The following is a 20270-nucleotide window of genomic DNA, read 5'->3' as shown; positions in this document are numbered from 1 at the left end:
GGTCCCATGGAATCTTGTTCGAACCATTTTCCTTGGCTAATGTTGGGCCTTCCGATGCCGGCCGGCAGGTGGGCAGCCATTAGACAGCGGCACGGCTTGGACGCGAAGATGGGTGCATGTCGAACATTGAGCCGCAGGACACAGACCTGCAAAATACCGGCCCGGACAACCACGGCGGGCACGGCCTTGTGCCTGACCAGGTCCAGCGGCCCTGGGTGAAGAACTACCAGCCCGGCGTCGCTGCCGAGATTGAGCTGCCCACAGAGTCGCTGGTCGCCATGTTCGAACGTTCGGTCCGGGAGGCCGGAGACACTCCCGCGATGGAGTTCTTTGGCCGGCAGACCAGCTATCGGAAATTGGGGGAGCAGGTGGGCAGGGCGGCCGAGGGGCTGCGCCGGCTGGGCGTCAGGGCCGGAGACCGGGTTGCCTTGATCCTGCCCAACTGCCCCCAGCACGTGGTGGCCTTTTATGCGGTGTTGCGGCTGGGCGCCGTCGTGGTTGAACACAACCCGCTGTACACCTCCAGGGAACTGCGCCACCAATTTGAGGACCACCAGGCGCGGGTCGTGATTGCCTTGAACAAGGTGGTTCCGGCCATCCAGGAGTTCCCTGCCGACATCACGATCGACAGGATCGTTTCGGTGGACCTGCTGACCGAATTTCCGGCCGTCAAGCGGCTGGCGCTGAAGTTGCCGTTGCCGAAACTGCGTGAGACCCGCGCCGCACTGAGCACGCCCGCGCCGGGCACCCTGCCGTGGAAGCAGCTGCTCTCGGGGCCTTCAATTGATCCTGCGCATCCCCGCCCCGCGGTCACGGACCTGGCTGTCATCGGCTACACCTCCGGCACCACGGGACACCCCAAGGGTGCCATGCTGACCCATTTCAACCTGTATTCGAACGCGCTCCAGGGCGAGGCCTGGATGCACGGCGCCGAGCAGGGCAGGGAGGTTCTGTATGCCGTGCTCCCCATGTTCCACGCCTTTGGCATGACCCTGTACCTCACCTTCGGCATCCGCAAGCAGGGACTGCTGGTGCTGTTCCCCAAGTTCGACGCCGATCTGGTGCTGGCAGCGATGAAGAAATCCCCGGCCACCGTGTACTGCGCCGTGCCGCCAATTTATGAACGCACGGCCCTGGCCGCCAAGGAAAAGGGTGTGTCGCTGCGGTCTTGCAAGTTCTGCATCTCGGGCGCCATGAACCTGCCCGACCATGTGGTTGAACTGTGGGAGTCGGTTTCCGGCGGTTTGCTCGTCGAGGGCTACGGCATGACTGAGTCGTCGCCGGTGGCACTTGGCAACCCGTTCGCGGACACGCGGCAGACGGGCACCATTGGCGTGCCGTTCCCTTCAACACTGATGAAGGTTGTCGACATGGACGATCCCGCCAGGGTTGTGCCGCAGGGGGAGCGCGGTGAGTTGCTGATCAAGGGTCCGCAGGTTTTTCAAGGCTATTGGAACAACCCTGAGGAAACTGCCAAGACGCTCACCGAGGACGGCTGGCTGCACACGGGGGACATTGTCACTGTCAGCGAGGACGGTTTCACAACCATTGTCGACAGGGTGAAGGAACTCGTCATTACCGGCGGCTTCAACGTCTCGCCGTCGGAGGTTGAGGCCGTTCTGCGCCAGCACCATGACGTCGTTGACGCTGCAGTCTTTGGCACAGCGTCGGAACGTGGCGGCGAAATGGTTGTTGCGGCCGTCCAGCTCGAGCCGGGGGCCACACTCGACGAGACCGCGCTGCGGGACTACTGCAAGGAGCGCATGGCCCGCTACAAGGTGCCCGTGCGGATCATTCAAATATCCGACATGCCACGCTCAATGCTGGGCAAGATCCTGCGCAAGCAGGTGAAGGAGCAGGCGCAGCTCTGATCCGGCGCCGCCGGGGGAGTCTTTTTAGGCCGCTGCCGTCAATGTGCCCCACATTTGCCGAAATCGTCTGTTACCAATATGATCTGTTGAACAACACATATCCGGGTCGATGCACGACTCCGGAACAGGTGAACGTGGAGGCATCATGGAAATCGGCACATACAGTTTTGGCGACACACCCCTGAACACTGACGGCACGGCACGTGCCACAGCCGAGGGCATCCGCAACCTCTTCGAGGCGATTGTGCACGCCGACCGGGTGGGCCTGGACTACTTTGGCGTAGGCGAACACCACACCGTGTCCATGCCCGCGTCGTCACCCGGTGCCATGTTGGCAGCCGCGGCCGGTGCAACGAAGACCATCAAGCTCGGCAGCGCCGCCAGCATCATCAGCACCGACGATCCCGTGCGGATCTTCCAGCAAATGGCCACGGCCGACGCGATCTCCGGCGGCGGGCGGATCGAAATTACGGCCGGACGAGGCTCCTCGGTGGAGACCTTCCCGCTGTTCGGGTTCGAACTGCGCGACTATGACCAGCTCTACTCCGAAAAGCTGGACCTGTTGATGGCCATTAACAACTCAGCGACCGACAGCGTCACCTGGTCAGGCAGCGTGCGTCCCAATATTGAGAACCTGGCCGTCGTCCCCCGACCGGTCCAGGGGAAGCTGCCGCTCTGGATCGCAACCGGCGGCAGCCCGGCGTCGTCCGCCCGGGCCGGACGGCTGGGGCTGCCGGTTTCCTACGGCATCATTGGCGGCGCGCCGCACCGATTCGGGCCGCTGGCCGAGCTCTACCGGCAGTCCGCCGCGCAGGCCGGTCACACCGGCGCCGACATTAAGGTTTCGGTGGCGGCGCTGGGACTCGTCGCCCCCACGAAGAAGGAGGCGCTGGAGCGTTTTTACCCTGGCTGGCACAACCTCAACGTTGAGATGGGCCGGCTGCGCGGATGGCCCGCGCCCGACAAGAACGCCTACCTGTCCCAGGCTGAGGCACCCGGCGCATACTACGTGGGCGACCCTGACGAGGTGGCGCAGCGGATCGTCCACCTGCACGGATACATGGGCCACATGCGGCACTTCCTGCAAACCGACATCGGCGGGCTGCCCCAGGAGCACCTGCTGGAATCCATTACGCTGCTGGCCACCGAGGTCAAGCCGCGCGTGGAGCGCCTGCTCGCCCAAAAATGACCTCCTCGTCCTGAGGGGCGAGGATGTCCGTGGTGACTGTAGCTGATGAGCGGCGGGTGCGGCAGTCGGGGCAGACTCAGGCCCGACTGCCCAAGGTCTTTTTGCCGTCCATGATCCGGGCTGTCGCCCGATTCCTGGAACCCTTCTTGTGCCGTTGAAGTTCCCGTTGGGGCCGAGCGGGTTTGTGGTGGACTTTGCGATGCATTTGGGTGCCGGGAATTCCTTGCGGGTCCCATCGCTGTAGCTGTTGGCGGCGAAATTCAACAGCCCCAAATCCAGCCCGGCTGTCCGCTGGAACGGGTCCACGCCGTGACCCCTCGGGTGCGTGGGCCCACCAAACCTGCAGTCCGGAATATGGGCCGGAGCGGGGTTTGCCGGTCCTCATATGTGAAGATGGAATGTATGCGCCCCATGCAACATTCAAGCAAACTAGCCAACGTTCGATACGAACTTCGAGGACCCATCCTGCATGCGGCCCAAAAAATGGAGGCCGAAGGCCACCGGATTTTGCGCATGAACCTGGGCGACACGGCACCTTTTGGCTTGGAGGCGCCCGAGTCCATCGTGGTGGACATGATCCACCACCTGCGCGGGGCCCAGGGCTACAGCGACTCCAAGGGCATCTTCTCCGCACGGACCGCCATTTCGCAGTACTACCAGACCCAGGGTCTGATGAAAATCGGCGTCGACGATATTTTTGTCGGCAACGGCGTCAGTGAACTGATCTCCATGACACTCCAGGCATTTCTGGAGAACGGGGACGAGGTCCTCATTCCTGCCCCCGACTATCCGCTGTGGACGGCGTCGGTCACCTTGACCGGCGGTGTCCCCGTCCACTACCTGTGTGACGAGGAGAACGAGTGGTGGCCTGACATGGCCGATGTGGAGGCGAAAATCACCCCGCAGACACGCGCGATTGTCATCATCAACCCGAACAACCCCACGGGCGCGGTCTACCCGCGCGCCATTCTGGAACAGTTCGTGGCGCTTGCCCGCAAGCACGACCTCGTCATATTCGCGGATGAAATCTACGAGAAAATTCTCTATGACGGCCGTACGCACATCCACATGGCCTCGTTGGCGGAAGACGTTTGCATCCTGACCTTCAGCGGTCTCTCAAAGGCCTACCGGATGCCCGGGTACCGTGCCGGCTGGGTTGCCCTTACCGGTCCCCGCGCCGCCATGGCCGACTTTAAGGAGGCACTCGAACTGATCGCCTCGCTGCGTTTGTGTTCCAATGTCCCCGCGCAGCACGCCATCCAAACTTCACTGGGCGGATACCAAAGCATCAACGACCTGACCAAGCCGGGAGGACGGCTGCGGGAACAGCGCGACAGGGCTTCGGAGCTGATCAACGCCCTGCCGGGCGTGTCCTGCGTGCCCGCCGCCGGCGCCATGTACCTGTTCGTCAAGCTCGATCCTGCCATGTACCCCATCGAGTCCGATGAGAAATTTGTGATCGACCTGCTCCAGGACCAAAAGATCCTTGTCTCCCACGGCACGGCGTTCCACTGGCCAACGCCGGATCATTTCAGGTTCGTGATTCTTCCTTCCATCGGTGACATCGAAGAAGCCGTGCGTCGGATCGGTTCCTTTCTGGCCGTCTACAGGCAAAAGAGCTCCCTGCTCGCCGGATAGTCCCCGACTGCTCCCCGAGAGGATCCGCTGGCGCGTCTCCTCTCGGGGCCCCTCGCAGTCGTGGGCCCACCAACCGCCGCACCCAAGCCATCCGCCGGCCCTGTTGCCATGCTCGGGAATAGTTTCAGCTGTGCCCCGGTTCCCACAGTTAGATGCAAACGCATACTCTCTGCCAGCGGGTGACCTGCCGGCAGCGTGATTGAGAAATGGATGGAACTTCCTTGGCAGATGGCAACTTTGAACTGGGCCTGGACACCTTTGGCGACATCACTGTCGATGCTGACGGTGCGCCCAAGCATGCAGCCCAGGTGATCCGCGACGTCGTCGAACAAGCAGTGCTCGCCGACAAGCTGGGCCTTGACTACTTCGGCGTCGGGGAGCACCACCGCGATGACTTTGCCGTCTCCGCCCCCGATATGGTTCTGGCCGCCATCGCAGCACAGACCGAGCGCATCCACTTGGGTTCGGCCGTAACTGTGCTGAGTTCGGATGACCCCATCCGGGTGTTCCAGCGGTTTTCCACCCTCGACGCCGTCTCCCGGGGCCGCGCGGAAGTGATCCTTGGCCGTGGGTCATTCACCGAGTCGTTCCCGTTGTTTGGCTTTGACCTTGCCAATTACGAAGAGTTGTTTGAGGAAAAGCTGGAACTGTTCAGCGAATTGCGCAAGCAGGGAGCGGTGAACTGGAGTGGAACTACGCGTCCTGCCCTGACGGATCAGATGGTGTATCCGCACACCGAATCCGGCACCCTGAAATCATGGATTGCTGTGGGCGGCAGTCCGCAGTCAGTGGTCCGGGCCGCCCATTACGGCATGCCCCTGATGCTGGCGATCATCGGCGGCGAGCCCCTCCAATTTGCCCCCTTTACGGAGCTGTACCACCGGGCACTGAAGGAATTCGGCCAGCCGGAGCAGCCCATCGGTGTCCATTCACCGGGGCACGTTGCCGCGACGGACCAGCAGGCCCAGGATGAACTGTGGCCGCACTATGCCGAGATGCACCGCCGCATTGGCCGCGACCGCGGCTGGCCGCCATTGACACGCGCCGAGTACGACGTCACGGCCGGTCCGCAGGGGGCCCTTGTGGTCGGCTCGCCTGAAACGGTGGCCAGGAAGATCACCACCGTCGCCAAGGCGCTTGGGCTGTCCCGTTTCGACTTGAAGTACAGCCACGGGACGCTGCCGCATGAGGCCATGATGAAGAGCATTGAACTTTACGCCACCGAGGTCGCCCCGCGGGTGAGGGAGAACCTGCGCCAGGACTAGCCGTTTGGAGGCGCACAGGCCACGGGCCCCTTAGCTCGGATTGGCCCGCGGACGCAGCTGCACAGTGGGCAGCACCGGGGCCGGCAGCGGCGCATCGACCTGGTCGGCAGGCAGGCTGAATGACGCCACCTCATCGAGCATCGAGGCTGGTTCCAGGCCAATCGCTGCCTGCCATGCGGCGCGGAAGGCAACTATTTCCTCGTGGCTGCGGCCAACGAAGTTCCACCACATGACAATCGACTCGTTCAACGGTTCCCCGCCGATCAACAGAAGGCGGACAGGTTCCGGCCCGGCGCAGAGTTCCACGGCTGACCGGCCGGTGCCCAGGTAGGCAAGCTCACTGGGTTCTACGGCCGTTCCTGCCACGCTGAGCGAGCCGGTGTCCACAAGGAATCCGTGCTCAAAGCCCGGTGTGAGGCCAAGCACGACGGTTGCCCCGGCGTCGAGCATGATCTCGGCACCGACCATGGGGGAGAAGGTCTCGACAGGGGCTTGTTCCCCAGCCACAGTCCCTATGAACACGCTCAGGCGGGCTCCGGGGATGGTGAAGGGCGTTGGGCGGTAGTGCGTGAAACCGGGGGCGGTGAACCTGGCCGACTGGGGGAGCGCGGCCCATAGTTGGACCCCGTGCAGGATCGTGGTGTTTGTGCGCGAGTACTCGGAGTGGCTGATGCCCCGCCCCGCAGTCATCAAGTTCAGTTCGCCCGGACGCACGACGGCGTGATTTCCAGCACTGTCGGCATGGTCAATCTCACCCGTGAAGAGCCAGCTGATCGTCTGCAGGCCGGTGTGTGGATGGGGCGGCACCTCCATGCCGGCCGAGACGCTGACGTCGTCGGGGCCGTAATGGTCAACGAAGCACCAGGCGCCGATCAACGAACGGCTGCGCTGCGGCAGGGTCCGCCGGACCGTCATGGCCCGGGGGCCGCCGAGCGGCACGGAACGGGCGGCAAGGATCTCGGCACCGTCGTGTGAATTGGCGGGCCTGCTGGGGCAAAGCAACTCCTGCGGGTTGGCTTCAACATTGCTCATGGGGTGCTTTCCTCTTCACAGTTTGTACGCATGAACCATCGGTCGGACGGGCCGTTCCTGGCACTGGCAAAGCTGCTTGGCGCCGGTGCAGCGGTGTTCCATTCGCGCCCGCCGGGAGACATTTTCGGCCCCCGTGGCGGACAACGCCATGCCCTTCCGGCAATGCTAGCCCTTCGTGCTCCGGGACGTGCAGCCGCCCGGGGCCGCCCGGTCAGGTGGACAGGTAACGGGAAAGCAAACTTTAGGCAAACATACGGCGGCAAATCGTCGTAGTATCGTAGCGGTTGGGTTACGCCAGTGCATGATCGCCATCGTCGCGGGGTGCACAGCCAGCACGCGCATCCCACTGGACGTTTCAGCAGTATTGCTTATTGCCCCCTTTAGATTGGATCGCGGGTGGATCTCACCTTCATGGTCGTGCTAGTTATAGCGCTGGCCCTATTCTTTGACTTTACGAATGGCTTTCACGACACAGCCAACGCCATGGCAACCCCCATTGCCACAGGTGCCATCAAGCCCAAGACAGCTGTTGCCCTGGCCGCAATCCTGAACTTGGTTGGTGCGTTCCTTTCCACCGAGGTGGCAAAGACCATCTCCGGCGGCATTATCAATGAGGGCGGGCCCAACGGCGTAGCCATCACACCGGAAATGATCTTTGCCGGCCTGATGGGTGCCGTGCTGTGGAACTTGTTCACCTGGCTTTTGGGCCTGCCATCGAGTTCGTCCCACGCTCTCTTTGGTGGGCTTATCGGTGCGGCGATTGTTGGCACCTGGTCCTTTGGGGCCGTGAACTTCATGGTTGTTGTGTCCAAGGTCCTGCTGCCCGCACTGCTGGCGCCAACAATTGCGGGGCTGGTGGCCTTTCTCTGCACGAAGATGGCCTACAGCATCACCCGGCGTTCAGACCCCGACTCCGGTGACAAGCTCACCCAGAAACGTGGTGGCTTCCGCCGCGGGCAGGTCTTCAGCTCCTCGCTTGTTGCCCTCGCACACGGCACCAACGACGCCCAGAAGACGATGGGTGTCATCACCCTGGTGCTTGTCGCCTCGGGCCTCCAGAGCTCAGGGACCGGCCCGCATATCTGGGTCATCACGGCCTGCGCCCTGGCGATCGCCGGCGGCACCTACGCTGGCGGCTGGCGCATTATTCGCACCCTCGGTTCAGGCCTCACGGACGTCAAGCCCGCCCAGGGCTTCGCCGCCGAGACAAGCACCGCCGCCGCCATTTTGGCTTCCAGCCACTTGGGCTTTGCGCTGTCCACCACCCACGTCGCCTCCGGCTCCGTCATTGGTTCGGGGTTGGGCCGCAAGGGCTCGACAGTGCGCTGGCGCGCCATCGGCAAGATCGCCATCGCATGGCTGTTCACGCTTCCCGCAGCTGCCATAGTTGGCGGCCTCGCCGCCCTGTTGATCCGCACAGGCACCGTCGGCATTGTTATTGTCGCCGTGCTGGGACTCGGATCCATTCTGTTCATGTTCTACCGGTCCCAGCGCGAAACCGTTGACCACAGCAACGCCATCAGCGATGTCGACGCGGTGGGTGAGGCCATGCACATACCAAGTAAAAAGGAACGCGACCGCCTCGCAGCCAAGGCCCGGGCAGCCCGGAAGGTGGCCGAGAAGGCAGCCAGGCGCGCGGCCGAAACGGACATCGCCAGGGCAACCGCCCAAACCGCACTGGACCGTGCAGACACTGCCGTGTTGAAGGCCATGACAAAGGCCGCAGCCGACGCCGGGGCACCCAAGGACAAGGCCAAGGCGAAGGCTTCAGTAACCGCGGGGGCCGCCAAAATCAGGGCCAAGGCAAAAGGCGCAGGCGATGACGGCGCGGGCAGGAACGACCCAGCCAACGGCGCAATCATGGACCCGGCGCCGGCCGACCTCGGCACCGTGGCGCCCAACGACATATCGACGGACGACGCCGAGAAGGGGCAGAAATGATTGACTGGTTTGGATTTCTCACAGTCGGACTGACAACGTTGATTGGCGCCGGTTTCGTCGTCGCCATGTACTCGTTGGGCGTCCGCTTCACAGCTGTCAGCGGCGACGACCACGGTCGCGTCAACCATGTCGCCAAGTGGGGCGCCTACGTGTGCTTCGGCTTCTGCGTGCTGGCCGTCACGGCCGGAATCGTTTTGATCGTGCCCGCGCTCAGCTCGGCAGCGGAAAAGATTTTCGGCAGCATCTTCTGAACCGCCTTTGAATGTCCGACGCCGGCCCCCACCTTCCGCTTACTGTGTGAAGGCGGGTGGTCGGCGTCGTCGTTTAACCCAGGAGGCGCCCGGGGCCGTGGCTGGCGCCGGCCGGCTAGTTCCTGCCTGCCTCGAGGATCATGTTCGTGATCCGGCAGGTGGAGAGGCGCCGGCCTTCCTCGTCCGTCATGACGACTTCGTGGGAAGCAAGGGTGCGGCCCAGATGAATGGGTGTCGCCGTGCCGGTGACGAGGCCCGAGGCGATGCCACGGTGGTGTGTGGCATTGATCTCAATGCCCACCACCTGACGTCCCGCTCCGGCATGGAAGGCAGCGGCGAAGGAGCCCAGCGTCTCTGCCAGGACCACGTGCGCGCCGCCGTGCAACAGACCCGCCACCTGGGTGTTTCCCGCCACCGGCATGGTGGCAACCATCGATTCCGTGCGCATGTGGGTGAAAACGATGCCCATCTTGGCCACGAGGGTGCCTACACCGTGCCGACCCAACATGGCGTGGTACTCGACGGGGACTCCCGCGGCGAGGAGTTCGACTGACAGGGGATGGGGTGTGAATTTATCGCTCATGTTGACTAGGCTGGCACTTGTGAGTGAATCTGCCAAAACGGCCCCCCAGTCCACAGCCACAGCCAGCCCCGGAACCGGACTCCCAGAAGGCGCAACACCCCGCATGCTGGTGCTCGATGGCCACTCCATGGCCTTCCGTGCGTTTTACGCCATGCCGGTGGACAAGTTTGTGACACAGTCGGGCCAGCACACCAATGCCGTCCACGGTTTCACCGCCATGCTGCTGACCATGATCCGGCAGCAAAAGCCCACCCACGTGGTTGTCGCCTTTGACCTGGACACACCAACGTTCAGGTCCCTTGAGTACACCGAATACAAGGGCGGGCGCAACAAGACTCCCGAAGAATTCTACGGTCAGATTGACCTGATCATCAAGGTCATGGCGGCCATGCGCATCCCCACCATCTCCGTGGACGGCTTCGAGGCAGATGACATCATTGCCACGCTCTCCACCCAAGGCGAGGCTGCAGGCTGGGATGTGGTCGTGGTTTCGGGGGACCGCGACGCCTTCCAGCTCATCACCGAGAAGGTTTCGGTGCTTTATCCCAAAAAGGGCATCTCCGACATTCCGCCCATGGATGCGGCAGCCGTCGAGGCCAAGTACTTTGTCCCGCCGAACCGCTACTCCGATTTGGCTGCGCTGGTGGGCGAAACCGCTGACAACCTGCCCGGCGTGCCCGGCGTCGGACCCAAGACCGCCGCGAAGTGGATCAACCAGTACGGCGGCCTGGCCGGGATTTTTGAGAACCTTGACGCGATCGGCGGCAAGGTGGGCGAGTCACTGCGCGCCCATGTTGACGACGTCAAGCGCAACCGGCGCCTGAACCACCTGCTGCGCGACATGGAACTGCCGGTGCCGATCGAGGACACCGTGCTGCAATCGCCCGACAGGGACGCCGTGGAGGAATTGTTCGATTCCCTTGAATTCAACCAGCTGCGCAAGCGTTTGTTTGATTTGTTCGGTGCCGAGGAAGCGGACGACGACGGAGCAGTCCACCAGGTGCCCGCGCACCAGGTGCCCGCCGATGCGCCCGCACTGGAAGCATGGCTGGCGGCCGCACCCGCCCCAGGCACCGTCGCTGTTGACGTCCTGAGCCAAAAGGCGGGCCTGGCCCATGAGGCGACGGCGGTGGCGCTGGTACGCGAGGATTCCGCCGTCGTGGTTGACCTGGGCACCGCGGATGCCGGGCTTGAGTCAGCCCTGGCGGCCTGGCTGGCGTCCGATGCGCCGAAGGTCGTGCCCGAGTACAAGGAGGCCCTGAAGGCCTTGTCCCTGCGCGGGCTGACGGTGGCCGGCGTGGTTGATGACACCTCGCTGTCCGGGTACCTGATCCAGCCCGACAGGCGCAGCTACGAATTGGCTGAGCTGAGCCAGGTGCACCTGAAGACCGGCTTTGACTCCGGCTCTGCCACCGAGTCGGGGCAGCTGGACCTGGGGCTGGAAGGCGACGCGAAATTTGCCGACTCCGTCCAGCGCGGCTATGTGGCCCTGCTGCTGAGCCAATACTTCGCCCCGCTCCTTGAGGAACGCGGCGCCGCTGCGCTGCTGCGGGACATGGAGCTGCCGTTGGCGGCGGTTCTGGCGCAAATGGAACTGACTGGCATCGATGTTTCGCTGGAACGGCTGGACACGCTTCTGGCTGATTTCACTGCCGCCATGAACGCCGCCCAGGAGGCGGCCTTTGCCGCGATCGGGCACGAGGTGAACCTCGGCTCGCCCAAGCAGCTCCAGGAAGTCCTGTTCGAGGAGTTGGGACTGCCCAAGACCAAGAAGATCAAGACCGGCTTCACCACGGATGCCGCCTCCCTGAAGATGCTGCTCGAAAAAACGGGTCACGAATTCCTGGCCCAGCTCATGGCGCACCGTGAAGCGTCGAAGCTGAAGCAGATGGTGGAGACGTTGAAGAAGTCGGTGGCCGAGGATGGCCGCATCCACACGACGTACGCGCAGAACGTTGCGGCAACAGGCCGGTTGTCCTCAAACAACCCGAACCTGCAGAACATCCCCGTCCGCACCGAGGAAGGCCGCAGGGTGCGCGACATCTTCGTCGTCAGCGAAGGCTACGAATGCCTGCTGGCCGCCGACTACTCCCAGATTGAAATGCGCATCATGGCGCATCTTTCGGGCGACGCCGGACTGATCCAGGCCTACGCCGAGGGGGAGGACCTGCACAGGTACGTCGGCTCCCACGTGTTCGGGGTGTCACCAGCAGAGGTCACCTCAGCCATGCGCTCCAAGGTCAAGGCCATGTCCTACGGGTTGGCCTACGGGCTGACCAGCTTCGGCCTCTCCAAGCAGCTTGAAATCTCGGTGGACGAAGCCCGCACGCTGGTCAAGGACTACTTCGACAGGTTTGGCGGGGTGCGCGATTACCTGCGCGGCGTCGTCGAACAAGCACGCATCGACGGCTACACCTCGACCATCGAAGGCCGCCGCCGCTACCTGCCCGACCTCTCCAGCGCCGACCGCCAGCTCCGTGAACTGGCCGAGCGGATCGCCTTGAACTCACCCATCCAGGGCTCGGCCGCCGACATCATCAAGCACGCAATGCTTGGCGTTTCGGCGGAGCTGGCAGCCAAGGAGCTCAAATCCCGGCTGCTTCTGCAGGTCCATGACGAATTGATCCTCGAGATCTGGCCGGGAGAGCTTGAGGCTGTCAAGGCGCTTGTCATTGAACAAATGGGTGCGGCAGCGGACCTGCAGGTGCCCCTCGAGGTGCAGGTGGGCCTGGGCACCAGCTGGAACGACGCCGGGCACTAGTCCCCAGCCCCTCCCCAGTGTTGGGTCGCAAGCGACCCAACACTGGGGCCCCTCGGGGCTGTGGGCCCAGTACGGTGGGCCCAACTCGGGGCCCAGGGCTGTGGGCCCCGTAATTTAATTCTTGTTCCTCTTTGGAAAGGTTTAGCAATGCCGCAGAGTTATGAACCGGGCAGCAACCGGCAGACACGGTCCTTCCCCTACGAACTGCGCACCTTCCCCATCAGGTTCGAGGCCGGGGAAGTCACTGGCGAGATTGCCAGCTGGATCCAGGCGGTTGCCCTGGGTTTCTACGGCAACGCCCCCACCTCCGGGATGTCCAAGGACTATGTGGAGTGCGAACAAGTGGACAGCCGCATGGCCACGGGGGCGTACCTGACGAACTCCGCGGCGCCGGCAGGCGCGTGGGGCGTGGAATACCCCGTGGCCACATATGCGTACCACCGCAAGACCTTGAACGTCGGCGCGGGCACGTTGCTCCCCGTCCACCAGATAACAGCCGTGACTGTGCGGCCAAGCCACCGCCGCCGGGGGTTGCTGCGGGCCATGATGGGCTCAGACCTGGCGCAGGCGAAAGCCGCTGGCATCCCGATCGCAGCGTTGACAGCCTCGGAAGCCACCATCTATGGCCGGTTCGGCTTTGGCGTCGCGACGCACGAGTGCAACGTGGAGGTTTTGGTCAAGGGCGGCATCGCGTTCCATAACCCGGTGGCTGCAGCGCAGGGCACAGTGGAAGTCGCCGACGCCACTGTGGTGCGGGACCTGCACAACGAGATTTTCGCACAGGTGCACGGTGCCACGTATGGCTCGATCGGCCGACATGACATGTACCGGCTGATGGTTTCGGGCCAGGGCAGTTACGAATCGATGGAACCGACCAAGAACATCCGCGCCGCGCTGCACTACAACTCGGCCGGTATCGTCGACGGGTATGTCACGTACAAGCCCCTCGAGGACAGGACCCGGGCCATGGTCGAGGTCGTTGATCTGCTGGCCACAACCGAGGATGCATACCTGGCCCTGTGGAATTTTCTGGGCTCCCTGGACTTGATCGAGGTCGTCAAATGGAAACAGGCACCTGTCGTTGATCCCCTGGAATGGGCCATGGCGTCCAAACGAAACTACAAGCTGGTCGAAGCCGAGGACCTGCTGTGGCTGCGCATCCTCGACGTGCCGGCGGCGTTGGCCGCCCGTGACTATCTGAAGGACGGGTCCGTCACGATCCATGTCGGAGACCCGCTGGGCCACGCTTCGGGCATTTTTCGGATCGACGTCGTCCATGGCAAGGCCACCGTGACGCGGTTGGCCGAGGACCTGTCTCACCCTGACGGGCCTGACACCGATGCCGGTGCTGATTCCGCCCCGGCTTCCGGCACCCGGGTCGCGGTGCCAGGGCTCGACATGGGCGTTGCAGAGCTTTCCAGCCTGTATCTGGGCGGAGTCTCGGCCCAGACGCTCAAGGCCGCGGGGCGCGTGCAGGAACTCCAGCCCGGAGCCGCTGCGGCATTTGATGCCTTGTTCGCCCCGGCGCAGTCCCCGCACTGCCTGACCAGCTTCTAAACGACTGCAACCCACCTGTCGCTGCGAAATGTTCATCAGGCTTATTGAATATGCCCGTCGGACCCGCCACAAAAGCTAAGCATCGTGCGCACAAGAGCGAAAATACGGGGGGAACCTGAAAGCGATCGAGAAGATCTTGCATCCAGTCGGGTGGACTGGCGGCACAGTTGATGGACCTCATGGGCCCATCCCCGTGCGCTACTATTCGCCGCCGAGCAAGACACCACCCGCCGTCAGCACACAGATAGTTTGGATCCACGGCGGAGGATTCTTCAAAGGCAACCTCGACCAACCGGAGTCGCATGATGTCGGCCTGGCCTTGGCCGCAGCGGGATTTTGCGTTATCGCCGTTGCGTACCAGCTCGCAACTGTCTCGAGACTTCGTTGGTCCAAAGGTGGATTGTGACGATCCCCGGCCGTCCACTACCCGTTACCGGTTGACGAAATCGTTGCCGTAGTCCGGGAGGTGCAACGCGAAGCACCGAACGGGGTTATTCTGGGCGGTGCAAGCGCCGGTGCCTGTTTATCGGCTGCTGCAGCGCTTCGTCGGGCGGACGATGGGGCCGAGGCACTTGCCGGCGCGTTTTTTGCCTACGGACTTTTCCACGCCGCGCTGCCAAACCGGTCACGCGAATTGCGACTCCGGCTCCGTGGCCCGCGCCGTTTTGTCCACACGCCGACAGTTCTTAACCTCATGAACCTCCACTACGCAGGCCGTCCATCCGCACTTTTGGAATCCGACGCATTTCCCGGCGGACACCCTTTGCAAGGCTTCCCGCCGACGCTCATGATTGATGCCGATCACGACTCAATGCGCGCATGTGGCAGTAAATTCGCGCAAGAACTCTCTGCGGCCGGGATCGCAGTGGACTACCACGTACTACCCGGAGCCTTCCATGCCTTCCTTAACCGTCCGCAGGACCCAAGATTTGCGGAGGGCATGGATCTGATTGGCAAATGGGCACGAGGAGTGCAGGCGTGATGTCTTTCGCCCACCGTTTGTCTCCGGCTACCAGCCAACAAGAGCACGAACATTACGGGCCACATCATTGGGGCCCAGGCTCCCCACCGCCATGACGTGCGCTTCGAGCCGCGCTTCGGTCAAGATCCCGTGGAGCTCTCCACTGCGATGAAGGTGCCAGGTCAACTCGGTGCTGTCGGCATCGTGCCTGTTCCTGAGTCGCCGGTGAATGGCATCGAGCGGCGGATCCAGCCGAATGACAGTCAGCTTCCCTCCACCAAGGGCTGTACGGTAGCGGTCCAACTCCGCGGGGTCTTCAAGAACGCCAGCCACGATAAACCTCCGAACGCCCACCTCGCGATAGTTTGCGGCAACGGACTGGAGGTTTTTGAGCTCAAGTTCGTGATTGAACCGGTCAGTGGAAGGTGCGGGCCAGCTTCGGCGCAGTTGGTCAAGGTCGATCATGGCGTTGCTGATGCCGTCCGCGGCGAGGAGACTGTGCAGGGTTTCGCCCGTGGTGGTCTTGCCGGCACCAACTGTGCCGTTGAGGAAGACGCTTTCAAGTTCCATGGCCATCCAAGGAGTCTAAGCGAGAGATCGGCTGCAGCAAGTAGTCGTCCGCCCACAAGACCATCCATGAGAAATGATGTGACACGATTTTAAAGTCCAGGGGTTCGACCGATCCCTTACGTGATGAGGAGCATGGACTGTACAAGTTGGGTGCCCCAACGGGGGCACCCCCGACGGCGGCCGTTCAAGACATTGCGAACGCTCACTCAACAGTCGCGGGCAAGGAAACACGTGCGTGTCATATGGGTCCGCTACGTCACCGGTGACGGCTTCTTTCGCGTCGTTGCCTTGTTCACGGCCGTCACCACCATTGCAACGAAGACAAGAAACGCGATCCCGCTGGCCACGTACAGGGGCGCCTCCAATACGGATGCCGCCTCGGCGTTCCAATTGACGTAGGTATCGGCCACTGAGTTCAGGTTGGCGAACGACGTGAGGAAGCATGCCGGCGCACCCAGGGCAACAATTCCAGCCCACAGTGACACGGTTGCCCAGTTTGGAAGTGGGGTTCGGCGGGAAATCGTTGTCACGCCCCAAGCAAGCCCAAGCACGAGGCCCATCGCAGCGAAGACACAGCCCGGAAGGCTGGTGTAAGCCTGGCCTGCAGCAGCCGTGTCAGCAATGGTTGTGTCAAGCGGCATCCGAAACGATGACCCTCAACGGCGTGTGAGGTGACAGTGCGAGGCACGGTCCGCAGCCCCTGCCGCATTCGAACTGCCGGGAGTAGGATGCCCCACAAGGGGACAGGACGTTGGGGCGCCGCCGCCCAGCGCAAACAAGGGCCAATGAAGGGGTCGGGCAATGGAGAAGTCATTTCAGGTGATTGTCGTGGGTGGAGGATTTGCCGGCGTGGCCGCCGTCAAGGAACTGGGCCGCAAGGGCATCAATGTGCTGCTCATCGACCAAAACAATTATCACCAATTCCAGCCGCTGCTTTATCAGGTCGCCACGGCACAGATCGGGGTTGCAGACGTCACGCACACATTTCGCGGGATGTTCGCGCGCTACCGCAGCGCCTCGGTGATCACCGCCAAGGTGACGGCCGTGGACGTTCAGGCCCACACCGTCACCACCGCTGACGGCGACACCTTCCACGCGGAAATCCTGGTTCTTGCTGCCGGCGCCGAAGCGAATTATTTCAACACCCCCGGCGTCGAGGAACACGCCTACCCCTTGTATTCCGTGAAGGATGCCGTCCGCCTCGGCAATGCGATGGTCGGTGCCCTCGATGCAGCGCACCGTGCCAATGACGACGGCGGGGGGGTGCACATCGTGGTGGTTGGCGGCGGACCCACGGGTGTCGAAACTGCCGGTGCGATCGCAGAGAATTTCAAGTACGTCATTCCCAAATACTTTTCCGAGAGCCTGGCTGCCCGCTCCAGCGTCCACCTGGTCGACATGGTGCCCAGCGTCTTGAATGCGTTTTCGGACAAGTCAAAGGCCTATGCAAGCAGCCGTTTGCTGCAGGCAGGTGTCCAGCTGAAGATGGGTTCGGGCGTGACCGAAATCCGTTCCGACGGGGTGTCCTTCGCCGACGGAACCACCCTGCCCAGCCAAATTGTGGTCTGGGCAGGCGGGCTGAAGGCAGGCGCCGTCGTCGCCCAATCCGGCCTGAAGCAAGGGCGCGGGGGCCGCATAGATGTCAACCCTGACCTGACGGCACCGGAAACCACTGGCGTCTATGTGCTCGGCGATGCAGCCAACATGACAGATGCGCGCGGCGACAAGCTTCCACAGCTCGGTTCCTGTGCGCAGCAGGCCGGCAAATGGGCGGCCCGCAACATTCAGGCAGATCTCAGCGGCGGCACGCGGACGCCTTTTGCCTATGTGGACAAGGGCTACATGGCCATGATTGGCCGTGGCGCGGCGGTGGCCGAGATTGGGCGCCGACGCATCCAAATGCAGGGCCCGTTGGCTTTCCTGGCCTGGCTCGGCGTGCACGTGGCGTTGCTCTCGGGCAACCGCCAGCGGGTCAGTGCGCTCATATCCTGGGCTGACGACTATTTCACCCACAGCCGCTCCCATGTGGTGCTGGGCGACCCGGACTAGGCGGTCGGCCGCGTCCACGCCCCACGGCAACTGAGCCACAAGGTGGCGGCGGCCGTGCTGGAATTGACCAGCAGCAGTGAGATCAGCACCAGCAATTGGATGAGCCCGGCATCCAAGGGTGCGGCACCGCCAAGGATCATGCCGACAAACGCACCCGGCAGTGTGACGAGTCCCGCTGTCCGGGTTTGGTCCAAGGTGGGCAGGACCGCTTCACCGGCAACGGGCCTGCCCACCAGCATCCGTGCCGCCGGCCACTCGAAGCCAAGCGCAGCGGCGGCTTCCACTTCACCGTGGCGAAGGACCAGTTCGTCGCGGATGCGCCGCCCGCTCAGGGTCACGGTGGACATGGCGCCACCTATCTGCTGGCCCAGGACGGCGATAATTGCCAGCGCATTGAACGGGAGCACCCCGGCCGCAAACATCATCACAGCCACAGGGACCACGCCAACTGCCATTGGCACGGCTGCCATCCACCACCGGCCCGCGCCGGCAACCCGGCGGCCGGAGGTCCAAACACCCACGAGGAACATGAGTGCGACAAAGGCAAAGGCCCACGCGCCCTGATCTGACAACCACGCAATGACAAGCGCGACGGCGGCCAGCTGGACCAGCGCCCGAACCCCGGCAACGAGCATCTGGACCGGCGGACGGTCGAGGGCGGCCCGCCACAGAAACGCGGCCAGGGCAAGCATGACTGCCAGCAAGATCCATGCGTTGGGTCCCAGATTCAGAAGTGTTGAATTGTCCACAACCGCCATTGTGGCAGCCAATAGATGAACTTTTGCGCTCCATCGCCCAAACAACTAGACTAAATGGGCATGTAATGCGTGAAGTGGGCCGGCACCATTGGTCCGGCTCCGCGAATGCCATGCACGAACAATCCGCAGGAACCCCTGCAACCATAATAATTCCGGACCCAATCCGGCAAGGGCGCGACATTTCGCGGCCTGGCCTAGGGTTCGGCGAAACCAACTATCCACATCGGAGCCCCTACTACATGACCATCACGACCCCCGAGAAGACTAGTACCACTCCTGTTGTTGCCATCAACGACATCGGTACTGCTGAAGAATTCCTCGCCGCAGTAGACGCAACCATCAAGTACTTCAACGACGGCGACCTCGTCGAAGGTGTAGTTGTCAAGGTTGATCGCGACGAAGTTCTGCTCGACATCGGTTACAAGACCGAAGGTGTCATCCCCTCCCGTGAGCTGTCCATCAAGCACGACGTTGATCCCGGAGACGTTGTCTCCGTTGGCGATCAGGTCGAAGCCCTGGTGCTCACGAAGGAAGATAAAGAAGGCCGCCTGATCCTCTCCAAGAAGCGCGCACAGTACGAGCGCGCCTGGGGCGACATCGAGAAGGTCAAGGAAGAAGACGGCGTCGTTACCGGTACCGTCATCGAAGTGGTCAAGGGTGGTCTTATCCTCGACATCGGCCTGCGCGGCTTCCTGCCCGCATCGCTCGTCGAGATGCGCCGTGTACGCGACTTGGCTCCCTACATCGGTCAGCAGATCGAAGCCAAGATCATCGAGCTGGACAAGAACCGCAACAACGTGGTCCTGTCACGCCGTGCCTGGCTCGAGCAGACCCAGTCCGAGGTTCGCTCCACGTTCCTCAACAAGCTGGAAAAGGGCCAGGTTCGTCCGGGCGTTGTTTCCTCCATCGTCAACTTCGGTGCATTCGTGGACCTTGGCGGCGTAGACGGCCTCGTCCACGTTTCCGAGCTGTCCTGGAAGCACATCGACCACCCGTCCGAGGTTGTCGAAGTTGGCCAGGAAGTCACCGTCGAGGTTCTCGAAGTGGATCTGGACCGCGAGCGTGTATCGCTCTCGCTCAAGGCTACGCAGGAAGACCCGTGGCAGACCTTCGCCCGTACGCACGCCCTCGGGCAGGTTGTACCGGGTAAGGTCACCAAGCTGGTTCCGTTCGGCGCGTTCGTTCGCGTTGAAGACGGCATCGAAGGCCTGGTACACATCTCCGAGCTGGCAGTCCGCCACGTTGAGCTGGCCGAGCAGGTTGTCTCCGTTGGTGACGAACTGTTCGTCAAGGTCATCGACATCGACCTGGAACGCCGCCGCATCTCGCTGTCCCTCAAGCAGGCCAACGAGGGTGTCGACGTCGACTCCACCGAGTTCGATCCCGCACTCTACGGCATGGTTGCCGAGTACGACGAAGAGGGCAACTACAAGTACCCGGAGGGCTTCGATTCCGAGTCCAACGAGTGGCTTGAAGGCTACGAAGACCAGCGCGCCGTGTGGGAGCAGCAGTACGCTGACGCCCAGACCCGCTGGGAAGCACACAAGAAGCAGGTTGCTGAGCACGCCGCAGAAGATGCAGCTGCCGACGGCGCCGGTGAAGGTGGCGAGTCCGCAGGGGCGAGCTACTCCTCCGAGCCCGTTGCAACCGAATCAGGCGCCGGCACCTTGGCATCTGATGAAGCACTTGCTGCACTGCGCGAAAAGCTGACCGGAAACTAATTTCCGCACCAGCTTCACCGAGCAGAATTGAACGGGTCCTCCACCTTCGGGTGGGGGACCCGTTCCCTTTAACCCCAGATGCGCGACCCCCAACAACTCCGCCCCAGACCCACGCCCCACGCC

Annotated in this window: 14 protein-coding genes and 2 pseudogenes; 11 read left to right on the top strand and 5 right to left on the bottom strand. The window is 62.8% G+C overall.

The window, feature by feature from the left end; all coding sequences use genetic code 11:
- Positions 1-116: 116 nt before the first annotated feature.
- The 4 genes from AC1L6K_RS13255 (at position 117) to AC1L6K_RS13240 (ending at position 5963) form a co-directional block, all read left to right on the top strand.
- Positions 117-1871 (top strand): long-chain-fatty-acid--CoA ligase, encoded by a 1755-nt coding sequence (locus tag AC1L6K_RS13255; RefSeq protein ID WP_480949330.1) that lies wholly within the window; start codon positions 117-119, stop codon positions 1869-1871.
- A gap of 145 nt (positions 1872-2016) precedes the next feature.
- Positions 2017-3060, top strand: coding sequence for an LLM class flavin-dependent oxidoreductase (locus AC1L6K_RS13250; protein ID WP_480949329.1), 1044 nt, complete (start codon positions 2017-2019; stop codon positions 3058-3060).
- A 402-nt stretch (positions 3061-3462) separates the two neighbouring features.
- Entirely contained in the window at positions 3463-4698 is a 1236-nt protein-coding gene (locus tag AC1L6K_RS13245) for a pyridoxal phosphate-dependent aminotransferase (RefSeq protein ID WP_480949328.1), read from the top strand.
- A 221-nt stretch (positions 4699-4919) separates the two neighbouring features.
- The gene (locus AC1L6K_RS13240; protein ID WP_480949327.1) at positions 4920-5963 is read left to right on the top strand and encodes an LLM class flavin-dependent oxidoreductase; all 1044 of its coding nucleotides are present in this window, start codon (positions 4920-4922) and stop codon (positions 5961-5963) included.
- Between the two features lie 30 nt (positions 5964-5993).
- On the opposite strand, the gene AC1L6K_RS13235 is transcribed toward AC1L6K_RS13240, so the two are convergent.
- Complete coding sequence (locus tag AC1L6K_RS13235) at positions 5994-6995, bottom strand: pirin family protein (protein ID WP_480949326.1); 1002 nt, start codon at positions 6993-6995, stop codon at positions 5994-5996.
- Between the two features lie 396 nt (positions 6996-7391).
- Between AC1L6K_RS13235 and AC1L6K_RS13230 the strand changes: the two are divergent.
- Positions 7392-8567, top strand: a pseudogene (locus AC1L6K_RS13230) (inorganic phosphate transporter); the annotation flags it as partial.
- 365 nt (positions 8568-8932) lie between these two features.
- Positions 8933-9187 carry a hypothetical protein gene (locus AC1L6K_RS13225; RefSeq protein WP_480949325.1) on the top strand — a complete coding sequence of 85 codons (255 nt, stop codon included), beginning with the start codon at positions 8933-8935 and terminating at the stop codon, positions 9185-9187.
- A gap of 115 nt (positions 9188-9302) precedes the next feature.
- Here the strand turns inward: AC1L6K_RS13225 and AC1L6K_RS13220 are convergent, their stop codons facing one another.
- Complete coding sequence (locus AC1L6K_RS13220) at positions 9303-9770, bottom strand: hotdog fold thioesterase (RefSeq protein WP_480949324.1); 468 nt, start codon at positions 9768-9770, stop codon at positions 9303-9305.
- A gap of 19 nt (positions 9771-9789) precedes the next feature.
- On the opposite strand from AC1L6K_RS13220, the gene polA reads away from it, so the two are divergent.
- The 3 genes and pseudogenes from polA to AC1L6K_RS13205 form a co-directional block, all read left to right on the top strand.
- A complete protein-coding gene (gene polA / locus AC1L6K_RS13215; protein WP_480949323.1) occupies positions 9790-12531 on the top strand; it encodes a DNA polymerase I in 2742 nt (913 codons plus the stop codon).
- Between the two features lie 147 nt (positions 12532-12678).
- Entirely contained in the window at positions 12679-14088 is a 1410-nt protein-coding gene (locus AC1L6K_RS13210) for a GNAT family N-acetyltransferase (RefSeq protein WP_480949322.1), read from the top strand.
- A 421-nt stretch (positions 14089-14509) separates the two neighbouring features.
- Positions 14510-15070: pseudogene (locus tag AC1L6K_RS13205) on the top strand (alpha/beta hydrolase fold domain-containing protein); the annotation flags it as partial.
- A 27-nt stretch (positions 15071-15097) separates the two neighbouring features.
- On the opposite strand, the gene AC1L6K_RS13200 reads toward AC1L6K_RS13205, so the two are convergent.
- On the bottom strand, positions 15098-15625 hold the full coding sequence (locus AC1L6K_RS13200; protein ID WP_480949321.1) for an AAA family ATPase: 528 nt from the start codon (positions 15623-15625) through the stop codon (positions 15098-15100).
- Between the two features lie 245 nt (positions 15626-15870).
- Positions 15871-16104, bottom strand: a complete 234-nt coding sequence (locus AC1L6K_RS13195; protein WP_480949320.1) for a hypothetical protein — start codon at positions 16102-16104, stop codon at positions 15871-15873.
- Between the two features lie 316 nt (positions 16105-16420).
- Here AC1L6K_RS13195 and AC1L6K_RS13190 point away from each other — a divergent pair, with 316 nt between their 5' ends.
- Positions 16421-17668 (top strand): NAD(P)/FAD-dependent oxidoreductase, encoded by a 1248-nt coding sequence (locus AC1L6K_RS13190; RefSeq protein WP_480949319.1) that lies wholly within the window; start codon positions 16421-16423, stop codon positions 17666-17668.
- Here AC1L6K_RS13190 and AC1L6K_RS13185 read toward each other — a convergent pair.
- Complete coding sequence (locus AC1L6K_RS13185) at positions 17665-18417, bottom strand: ABC transporter permease (protein ID WP_480949318.1); 753 nt, start codon at positions 18415-18417, stop codon at positions 17665-17667. The two genes, AC1L6K_RS13190 and AC1L6K_RS13185, sit on opposite strands and share 4 nt — an antisense overlap.
- Before the next feature lie 248 nt (positions 18418-18665).
- Here AC1L6K_RS13185 and rpsA point away from each other — a divergent pair, with 248 nt between their 5' ends.
- The gene (gene rpsA, locus AC1L6K_RS13180) at positions 18666-20147 is read left to right on the top strand and encodes a 30S ribosomal protein S1 (protein WP_444531089.1); all 1482 of its coding nucleotides are present in this window, start codon (positions 18666-18668) and stop codon (positions 20145-20147) included.
- Positions 20148-20270: the final 123 nt, after the last annotated feature.

It is taken from the genome of Specibacter sp. BI4, from assembly GCF_056680095.1.
The sequence above is the reverse complement of the archived record's forward strand: the minus strand, read 5'-3'. Positions and strand labels throughout refer to the sequence as shown.

Bases quoted from the DNA above. Each gene is read 5' to 3' on its own strand.
- AC1L6K_RS13200 (WP_480949321.1), bottom strand. From the start codon at position 15,625: ATGGCCATGGAACTTGAAAGCGTCTTCCTCAACGGCACAGTTGGTGCC.
- AC1L6K_RS13225 (WP_480949325.1), top strand. From the start codon at position 8,933: ATGATTGACTGGTTTGGATTTCTCACAGTCGGACTGACAACGTTGATT.
- AC1L6K_RS13245 (WP_480949328.1), top strand. From the start codon at position 3,463: ATGCGCCCCATGCAACATTCAAGCAAACTAGCCAACGTTCGATACGAA.
- AC1L6K_RS13250 (WP_480949329.1), top strand. From the start codon at position 2,017: ATGGAAATCGGCACATACAGTTTTGGCGACACACCCCTGAACACTGAC.
- AC1L6K_RS13210 (WP_480949322.1), top strand. From the start codon at position 12,679: ATGCCGCAGAGTTATGAACCGGGCAGCAACCGGCAGACACGGTCCTTC.
- AC1L6K_RS13220 (WP_480949324.1), bottom strand. From the start codon at position 9,770: ATGAGCGATAAATTCACACCCCATCCCCTGTCAGTCGAACTCCTCGCC.
- AC1L6K_RS13255 (WP_480949330.1), top strand. From the start codon at position 117: ATGTCGAACATTGAGCCGCAGGACACAGACCTGCAAAATACCGGCCCG.
- rpsA (WP_444531089.1), top strand. From the start codon at position 18,666: ATGACCATCACGACCCCCGAGAAGACTAGTACCACTCCTGTTGTTGCC.
- AC1L6K_RS13190 (WP_480949319.1), top strand. From the start codon at position 16,421: ATGGAGAAGTCATTTCAGGTGATTGTCGTGGGTGGAGGATTTGCCGGC.
- AC1L6K_RS13235 (WP_480949326.1), bottom strand. From the start codon at position 6,995: ATGAGCAATGTTGAAGCCAACCCGCAGGAGTTGCTTTGCCCCAGCAGG.